At 31.2% G+C, this 9,247-nt stretch carries 9 protein-coding genes and 1 rRNA gene; 1 reads left to right on the top strand and 9 read right to left on the bottom strand.

Annotation, left to right across the window (positions count from 1 at the left end; translation table 11 throughout):
- Nucleotides 1–273: transposase (locus B5E87_RS15610; RefSeq protein ID WP_143746915.1), on the top strand; the 273-nt coding region annotated here is incomplete at its 5' end.
- A 149-nt stretch (nucleotides 274–422) separates the two neighbouring features.
- On the opposite strand, the gene B5E87_RS14195 is transcribed toward B5E87_RS15610, so the two are convergent.
- The 9 genes from B5E87_RS14195 to rrf form a co-directional block, all read right to left on the bottom strand.
- On the bottom strand, nucleotides 423–1,835 hold the full coding sequence (locus B5E87_RS14195) for an NAD(P)/FAD-dependent oxidoreductase (RefSeq protein WP_087245979.1): 1,413 nt from the start codon (nucleotides 1,833–1,835) through the stop codon (nucleotides 423–425).
- A 119-nt stretch (nucleotides 1,836–1,954) separates the two neighbouring features.
- On the bottom strand, nucleotides 1,955–2,881 hold the full coding sequence (locus tag B5E87_RS14190; protein ID WP_087245977.1) for an AEC family transporter: 927 nt from the start codon (nucleotides 2,879–2,881) through the stop codon (nucleotides 1,955–1,957).
- Between the two features lie 3 nt (nucleotides 2,882–2,884).
- Nucleotides 2,885–3,136 carry a kinase to dihydroxyacetone kinase gene (locus B5E87_RS14185; protein WP_087245975.1) on the bottom strand — a complete coding sequence of 84 codons (252 nt, stop codon included), beginning with the start codon at nucleotides 3,134–3,136 and terminating at the stop codon, nucleotides 2,885–2,887.
- Nucleotides 3,137–3,138: 2 nt separating this feature from the next.
- Nucleotides 3,139–4,611 (bottom strand): glycoside hydrolase family 1 protein, encoded by a 1,473-nt coding sequence (locus B5E87_RS14180; RefSeq protein ID WP_087245973.1) that lies wholly within the window; start codon nucleotides 4,609–4,611, stop codon nucleotides 3,139–3,141.
- A 91-nt stretch (nucleotides 4,612–4,702) separates the two neighbouring features.
- Nucleotides 4,703–5,650, bottom strand: a complete 948-nt coding sequence (locus B5E87_RS14175) for a magnesium transporter CorA family protein (protein WP_087245971.1) — start codon at nucleotides 5,648–5,650, stop codon at nucleotides 4,703–4,705.
- A 234-nt stretch (nucleotides 5,651–5,884) separates the two neighbouring features.
- Nucleotides 5,885–7,093, bottom strand: coding sequence for an ATP-grasp domain-containing protein (locus B5E87_RS14170; protein WP_087245969.1), 1,209 nt, complete (start codon nucleotides 7,091–7,093; stop codon nucleotides 5,885–5,887).
- Nucleotides 7,094–7,095: 2 nt separating this feature from the next.
- Nucleotides 7,096–7,851 carry an esterase family protein gene (locus B5E87_RS14165; protein ID WP_087245967.1) on the bottom strand — a complete coding sequence of 252 codons (756 nt, stop codon included), beginning with the start codon at nucleotides 7,849–7,851 and terminating at the stop codon, nucleotides 7,096–7,098.
- A 10-nt stretch (nucleotides 7,852–7,861) separates the two neighbouring features.
- Nucleotides 7,862–9,043 (bottom strand): ATP-grasp domain-containing protein, encoded by a 1,182-nt coding sequence (locus B5E87_RS14160; RefSeq protein WP_087245965.1) that lies wholly within the window; start codon nucleotides 9,041–9,043, stop codon nucleotides 7,862–7,864.
- A gap of 124 nt (nucleotides 9,044–9,167) precedes the next feature.
- Nucleotides 9,168–9,247, bottom strand: a 5S ribosomal RNA gene (gene rrf / locus B5E87_RS15745); the annotation flags it as partial.

Here is a 9,247-nt window from a genome sequence, read left to right as displayed (position 1 = left end):
GAATGTGCAAAGACACTCACAAACTGGAAACAGGAGATATTAAATTCATTTCATTGGTATGATGGAAGAAGACTTTCAAACGGACCTATAGAAGGAAAGAATAACTATATAAAGAAAATTATAAGTAATGCAAATGGATTAAGCAATTTTAAAAGAGCCAGGAACAAATTCATTTATTCACAAAACCAATATGAAAAATATCTAATAAATGAAAATAAAGAAAGTATTAAAAGAATAGGTAATTATAGAGGAAAATATAAAAAAAGGAAATAAAATAATGAATGTCTGTAATTTCCTTTAAAATAAAAGTGGGGTGTTTCTGCCCCACAATTTTTTTAAAGCTTTTTTATAAAACCCCGCGATTATTTAAAGCGCCAAAGAAAAACTACAATAAATACAAAGAGTTTATTGTAGTTATCATTTTATTTATTTAAAATATGTCTCGCAATTAAGATTCCATTAGCTCCTGCCTGAGCCAATCCACGTGTTAGTCCAGCACCATCGCCACCTACATACAGACCATCAATCTCACTTTCAAATCCTTCTCTTACTTTAGGTCTTGCTGAATAGAATTTAGCTTCTACTCCATAAAGCAATGTATGTTCATTGGCAATTCCTGGTGTGACATGATCTAAAGCTTCAATCATTTCAATAATAGATTTCATCGTATTATATGGTAACACAAGCCCTAAATCTCCTGGTACAGCTTCAGGTAATGTTGGAACAGTATAACCTTCTTTTAAACGTTTCACAGTTGTACGACGTCCTCTTTTAATATCACCATAGCGTTGTACAATAATGCTTCCATGTGATAGCATATTGGCAAGTCTAGCAACCTCATGAGCAAATTCGTTAGGTTCATTAAATGGTTCACTAAAAACATGTGAAACTAATAATGCAAAATTGGTATTATGACTTCCAAGTTTTGGATCATGATAAGCATGTCCATTGGCTAACATTGTCCCTGAATGATTTTCAATAACAACATGACCACTTGGATTTGAACAGAAAGTTCTGACTTTAGTTCCCACAGATGTATTGTATACAAATTTACCTTCATAAAGATGAGAATTAATTTCATCCATAACAATATTACTTGTTTCTACTCTTACACCTATATCAACCTGATTATTATAAAGTTCTAATCCCTGACGTTTAAACACTTTGGCTAACCATGTTGAACCATCTCTTCCAGGAGCTAACACAACATGAGGAGCATAAATTTCTTCACCATTTTCTAAAACAATCCCTTTAACATGATGATCTTCTACAAGAATATCCTTAACTGCTGTTTTAAATGCCATATCAATATGCTGTTTAAGTTCATTAGACATTTCTGTCATAATTCTCAAATTTTCTTCAGTTCCTAAATGACGCACTTTAGCACGTAATAATTTCAATCCAACAGCATATCCACGTTTTTCAATTTCTTTCACTTTATCAGTCGTTGGATCAGTAATTTCACGTGTTGCACCATGTTTCAAATACAATTCATCCACATAATGAATTACATCTTCAACTTCCTGATTATCTAAATAATCTGTTAGCCAACCACCAAATTCACTGGTAATATTGAATTTACCATCAGAGTAAGCACCGGCTCCCCCAAATCCTGAAGTAATTGAACAAGCAGGTAAACATCCTGGTTCATTTTCTTTAATTTGTGGACAACTTTTAATTTTCTTATCTTTAATAGGACAATGTCTATACATCACGTCATGTCCTTTATCAATAAGTAATACTTTTAATTCTGGATTTTTTAAATACAATTCATAACTTGTCATAATTCCTGCTGGTCCAGCCCCAACAATAATGACATCATAATTTTTTTGCATAAAAAAACGCCTCATTTCTGGGGCATTATTAAATAATCCTCATTTATTATATTCATAAAAACTTATCCTTGTCAATAAAATACGCAGAATAAAAATATGTTATCAATTTATAAAACTTTTTATGCCAAGAATAAAGCCACAATCACTGGAATCGTAACAATAGAAAGTAATGTTGTCATAAAAACAGCTTTAGCTGCCAAGGCAACATCTTTTTGATATTCTGTTGCAAATAATACAGCAATATTTCCTACTGGCATAGCAAGCATAATTAAAGAAACACCAAGTATTAAAGGATCACGAATAAAAGCATTTAAAATAGGATAAGCTATAACTGGAATAACAATCTGTTTTAAAATCGTATATGGATATATTCTGACTTCAGTAAAGACTTCTTTAACTGGAATCGTAGCAAGTGTTGAGCCAATAAGCAACATGGCAATAGGTGTTGTAATATCACCAATCATGGTTATCGTTGAAGACAAAACATCGGGAACCTGTAAACCTGTAAAATAAATAAACAAAGCCACAAGTGAAGCAATCACGCCTGGTGAAAGAAGCTGTTTCAAATTGATTTTTATTTTTTGTACAGAATGATAATTCATAAAAAGAATACCTACTGTAAACACAAGCAAATTAAAAATCATATTAAAAATAGCAGTTAAAAATACGGCTTGATTTCCAAAAATAGATTTCATAACAGGAAAGCCCATAAAACCGATATTAGAAAACATTGTCATGAAAATATATAAACCTTGTTGTTGAAGAGGAACTCTCATAACTTTGACAATCAAAAAGCCTAAAATAGGTAAAACAAGAAAGATGACAATTCCTACAATAAACACAAAAACAATTTCAGATATTTGTTTTTCAATATTTGTAGATAAAACAGAAGATACAATCAATGCTGGTGTTGTGACCGACAACAAAAGTGTTGTTAAACGTTTATTAAAGTCTACATCCAGTATCTTGATCTTTAATAAAAGATACCCTAAAGCAATCACCAGAAATAATTGTATCATCTGTAAAACAATAACTTTGATATCCACAATCTATCCTTTTAGCCCATGTGCCTGTCTTTCCATATTTTCAACAACAATATCATAGATTTCTCCAAGTGTTGCCCCATATTGTAAAACAAGCCATGGTTCATTGGTATGAAAATGAATTTTAATGAGTTCATCATCACCAACAGCTAATAAACAATCTCCCTGAAAATGTTCTGTAATATAATCATTAATTTCGTCTTCATTTAAGTTTTTTCCTTCAATTAATAACTGTGTATCAAATTTATATTCTAACATTTTTATTCTCCTTCAAATAAACAAGCTCCATTTGTTTCAATAACATGTTTATACCAATCAAAAGATTTTTTCTTATATCTTTTATAAGTTCCATTTCCTAAATCATCACAATCTACATAAATAAATCCATATCTTTTACTCATTTGTTTTGTAGATTCACTGACAATATCAATACATCCCCATGATGTATATCCCATTAAATCTACGCCATCTATTTCAATAGCATTCAACATTTCTCTAAAATGTGCGTCAAAATAATCAATACGATATTGATCATCAACTGTTCCATTCACAAGTTCATCTTTAGCTCCTAAACCATTTTCTACAATAAATAATGGTTTTCTATAACGATCATATAAATCAACTAAAGACACTCTTAAACCAATAGGATCAATTTGCCATCCCCAATCAGATGAAGGAATATATGGATTTTTTATTGCCACATTCGTATTGGCTGCAGTTTTCTTTAAACCTTTGTCATCTTTTGCAACACAACTTGATGAATAGTAACTAAATGAAACAAAGTCTACTGGATATTTCTTCATAATTTCTAAGTCATCATCCTGCATTTCAATATGAATACCTTCATTTTTAAATTTAGCTAATAAATAAGCTGGATACTCTCCAAAGACTTGTGTATCACTATAACAATATGTACTTCTCATATCCTGTTGTGCCTGTAAAACATCTTCTGGTTTACAAGTATAAGGATAATATGTCAGTTTTGTTAACATACAACCTACTTTTGAACCAGGAATTTTTTCATGACAAATCTTTGTAGCAAGAGCTGAAGCTACAAATTGATGATGCATAGCTTGGAAAATAACCTGTTGGAAATTCTGCCCTGGGAAACGGTCTTCAACAAGTCCTCCTGTTGTATAAGGATGTCTAATCATAGAATCTACCTCATTGAATGTTAACCAATATTTGACTTTATCTTTATATCTTTCACAGATGACTCCCACATATTTGACAAACATATCCACAACTTCTCTTGATGCCCATCCATTATAATTTAAAACTATATTTAATGGTGGTTCATAGTGTGACATTGTCACTAATGGTTCGATACCATATTTTAAGCATTCATCAAAAACATCATCATAAAATTTTAAACCTTCTTCATTAGGTTCCTGATCATCACCATTTGGAAAAATACGTGACCAGGCAATAGACATTCTATAAACCTTGAATCCCATTTGGGCAAAGAGTTTAATATCTTCCTTATAATGATGATATCCATCTGCCCCATGTCTTTTTGGATATAAAGAATCATCCTGTGATTTTAATGCATCTTCAATATCTTTTGTTGTAATGGCATTTTGTGCATGATAATCTTGAACATCAATATCTAAATGATGTCTCGCACAATCAGAAACACTGATTCCTTTGCCTCCTTCGTTCCAGCCACCTTCATACTGATTGGCAGCTGTTGCGCCACCCCATAAAAAACCTTCTGGAAATTGTCTTACCATATTATTGTCCTCCTCTTCTTTGCATTTATTATACATGTTTCTTATATTGAATGTTCAAATTTTCAAAAAAAGAAAGATATGTTCCATGTACTTAATGAAACATATCTTTTTTCATAAATATAAACGAAGCAATAACACATGCAATAACGGCAATCAAAGTTGGGACCCACCATACTGGTCCTGGTAAACCTGAAACATTCATTCCATAAAAACTAAAGATAATATTTGGTATTGACATCACAATAGTGATAACTGTTAAAACCTTCATAACAATATTTAAGTTATTTGAAATAACAGAAGCATAAGCGTCCATTGTTCCAGATAAGATATTTGAATAAATACTACACATTTCAATGGCCTGGTTAATTTCTACTAAAACATCTTCTAATAAATCCTGATCATCTTCATAAAGTTTAATAGATTTTCCACGCATGATCTTATTCAAAGTAATTTCATCAGTTTTTAATGATGTTGAAAAATAAACTAAAGATTTTTCTAATCCAAGCATTTGAATAAGTTCTTTATTTTGCATTGATTTATGAAGTTTTTGTTCAGTCAAAGATGATAATCGATCAATTTGACGTAAATAAATCAAGTATCTTTGAGAAATTCTTAAAAGAAGCTTTAATAAAAATCTCGTCTTCATTTCTGTATGAATACCCTTGACTTTACCTGTTGCCATATCTTCAATATTTAAATTCTCATATAATGAAATTGTAATAATATATCCTTTCATTAAAACAATACCTAATGGTAATGTTGTATATTGTAGAGTCATTTTATCGTATTTTCCTTCAGTTTCTTCTGCACTTGGATAATCGACAATGACTAATGTCTGATTGTAATCATCATCAAAATCAATATGTGAACTTTCTTCTTCATCTAATGACGCTTGCACAAATTCAGGAACAATTCCCAAATCATTAATTAAAAATTGTTTTTCTTCTTCTGTTGGTGAAACAACATTAATCCAGCATCCTGTTTCTAATGTTTCGACTTTTTTTGTTTCTGTTCCAAAAGTTTTGTAAAATTCGATCATTTTTATCCTCCTTTTCTATAACAGGAGAATATCAATTATGTCTCCTGTTATGCTTTGTTTTATTGTTAATTTCGTATCTTCATCCGGCTCCGGAGACATAATAACACCTTCTTTCTTTCCTTTGCCATTATAACATAAAATGTCTGATATAAAAGCCTTTCATTTGTAATTTTTTTGTTTTTTATAAAAAAGATTTAAATCGAAAGTTTCCCTTCAATTCAAATCTTTCTTTTATTAAAACCAATCTGTTCCATCTTCTCTTTTTAAAATATAACGAATCATTTCAAAGAGTTCTTCTTTTGATTTAGATTTCACAATAAAGACATGATTACCCATTGCTCCACTTAATGATTCTGGAACATCTGTTTCTAATGCTATATTTTGTCCATAAGTTTCTCTAATCTGGTCATAATTATGCATATACCATATTCCTTCTCTACGACCTGTATATGCTACCCAATATTCACGATGAATATCATAGAAACACTGATTATATTTAATCATATCAGCCCATATTGTATAAACATCGACATTATATGCAAAATCAATCATATCAGGCATATAAGCACCAGGTGCTCTCATGTTAACTTCTAATCCAACAATATCTCCTTTTCTTCCTAATCCTTCTTTATCTTCATCTAATCTAAAGAATTCAAAATGATAAAAACGACTTCTTGTATCAAAAGCTTCTACAACCTTTTTTCCGATTTCATATAAATCCAATCCTTCAACTGGTTGTGAGTAAAAAGCAGTATCACTTAATTCATTTACATTATCCATTATAGAATTCAACATGACATGTGATGAACAAATCAAAATATTTTTATCTTTATCAGTAATTCCATCAAATGTTTCAACATGACCAGGAACAAGTTCCTCAATAATAAATTGAATATAAGATGGCTTTGTCGCAAAGAAATAATCTAATTCATCATCATTTTTCAATTTATATGTTGAACTAGCACCCACACCATTATCAGGTTTAACAATAACTGGATATCCTACCTTGTTCGCAAATGCTTTTGTCGCAAGGTAATCATCAACTTTTCGATATCTGGCAGTTGGTATCCCAATCTTTTGATAGACTTCTTTCATTTTTGATTTGTATTTCATTGGTGATAGATTTTGTATTTTGGTTCCTGTTGTGACATTAAATTCATTTCTTAATGTTGCTTCCAATTCTAACCAATATTCATTTTGAGATTCTATCCAATCAATTTTTCCATAATGCCATGTAAAATAAGCACAGGCTCTATATACACTGTCATAATTTTCTAAGTCATCTACACGATAATATTCTGTTAAGGCAAGTTTTGTATGATATGGCAAGTTTTCATAATTCGCATCACCGATTCCCAAAACACGAACTCCTCTGACTTTTAATCGGTCACAGAAATTGTAAAAATAATCTGGAAAATGTGGTGATATAAAGATAACATTCATTATTATATAACCCTTTCTACAAAATATGGGAATTGAACTTGCCACCAATCCCAATCATGATTCACATCGTGACCCCAAAAATCAATCCATGCTGGAATATCTTTATATTCTAAAAGTTCTTTCATACGCGATGTACTTCTAATCATATCATCTTCCCATGCTCCTTGCCCACAACATAAAACAATACGACAATGACGATACATCTCAACATAAGGATGGTCATAACTCATACCATGAAGATATTGAATTGGTGAATTGCGATAAAGAATATCATCATGATAATCTCCAAAAAACAAATCACTATCATAATATCCACTCAAAGCAATGGTACCTTTAAAAATATCCGGTCTTCTGAACATGAAATTCACTGCATGAGTTGCGCCCATTGAACAACCAGTTGTATAAATGCCATCTGCATACTGACCATCACGACCATAAGAATTAATTTCTAAAATTCTTGGAACCAATTCATTAACGATATAATAGAACCACTGTTCCATCATATATGTTCTATGTCCATTATCCATCCCTTCAGCTGACCAAGATTCTTGATCAATGCTATCACAACAAAATAGCTGAATTCGTCCTGCATCAATCAGGTGCTCTACTGTATGCACCATACCAAAATTTTCAAAATCAAAGAATCTTCCATTTTGTGCAGGAAAAACCAAAATTGGTGTTCCTGAATGACCATAAACCTTAAATTCCATATCACGCAATAAACATTCGCTATATTCCTTAAACCATTCTGTCTTCATATTCTCACCCCTAACCTAAAACAAAATCAACGAATTCATTGACTTGCTCCATATTCTCAAATCGAGCAGTATATGTAAAATTACCCATAGCTCCACTTAAAATATCTGGCATTCTTTCACACATAACCAAATCAAAATGATAACGTGATACAATGTCTTCATGTGTATGAGAATATGAGATACCATCTCTTCTTCCACAATACACACAATGATATGGACGCTGATGATCATAGTCACTATACCCTTTTGTAACCATATCTGCATAGATTTGGTAAACATCAATATTATTGGCATAATTCATCATATCAGGAGTATAACCTCCTGGTGTTCTTAAATTAACTTCTAAGCCAACAATCTCTCCTTTTTGACCTAACCCAGGTTTATCCTCTAACAATCTAAAGAATTCCATATGGAAACATCTTCCAGCTGTATAAAAGGCTTTCACACATGCCTGTCCAGCTTGTTTCAAATCATAAGGTATTTCTCTTAAAGAATAATAATACATACTACTTTGATCATTCACTACATCCATAATGGGATTTGGAAAAACATGTGATGTTTCAAATAAAATCTCTTTATTTAAATTAGCAATACCATCATATGAAATAATTAATCCATTAACAAATTCTTCCATTATATATTGTGTAAAATGTTCTTCCTGATAAAAATGTTCTAACTCCTCCTGATTAGAAATTTTATAAGTCTTTGCTGCACCAACCCCATTATCTGGTTTGACTACAACAGGATAGCCAACATCATGAACAAATTTTAAACCTGATTCCAAATCAGTAACTAAATGATAACGTGCTGTTTTGACTCCTGCTTCTTCATAAAACTTCTTCATCTTTGATTTACATTTAATATCTTCAATATGGTTTGTATGAATACCTGTTGTAATATTAAAATCTGTACGCAATTTGGCATCCTGTTCAAGCCAATATTCATTATTAGATTCCAACCAATCTATATGTCCATAATGGAAAATAAAATAACCCATCGCCTTTACCATTTCATCATAGTCTTCCATAGAATATACTTGATAGTAATCATCTATTGAATTCTTTAATTCTTCGCTTAAATTATCATAAGGTGTATCCGCAATTGCTAAAACTGTGACTCCATTATTTTTTAAACGGTTACAAAATTGATAAAAATTTTTTGGAAAGGATGGTGATATATATACAAAATTCATAAGATAACATTCCCCCTTTTTTATATCCTTTTATCTATTATAACATAATAAAATAAAAAAAATCATCCAAAAAAGAATGAGAATAAAAAAAAGAAAGGGAATAGAATGACTATTCCCTCACATGGACTGGCAGCGTGCTATTTTCGCAGTTGCCTACTATCTTCGCCGCTGTGATGCTTAACTTCTGTGTTCGGCATGGGTACA

Origin of the sequence: Massilimicrobiota sp. An142, from assembly GCF_002160725.1 — a bacterium.
In the GTDB taxonomy this organism is placed as follows: Bacteria; Bacillota_I; Bacilli_A; order Erysipelotrichales; family Coprobacillaceae; genus Allocoprobacillus; species Allocoprobacillus merdigallinarum.
This window is presented reverse-complemented; position numbering and strand designations above follow the sequence as displayed.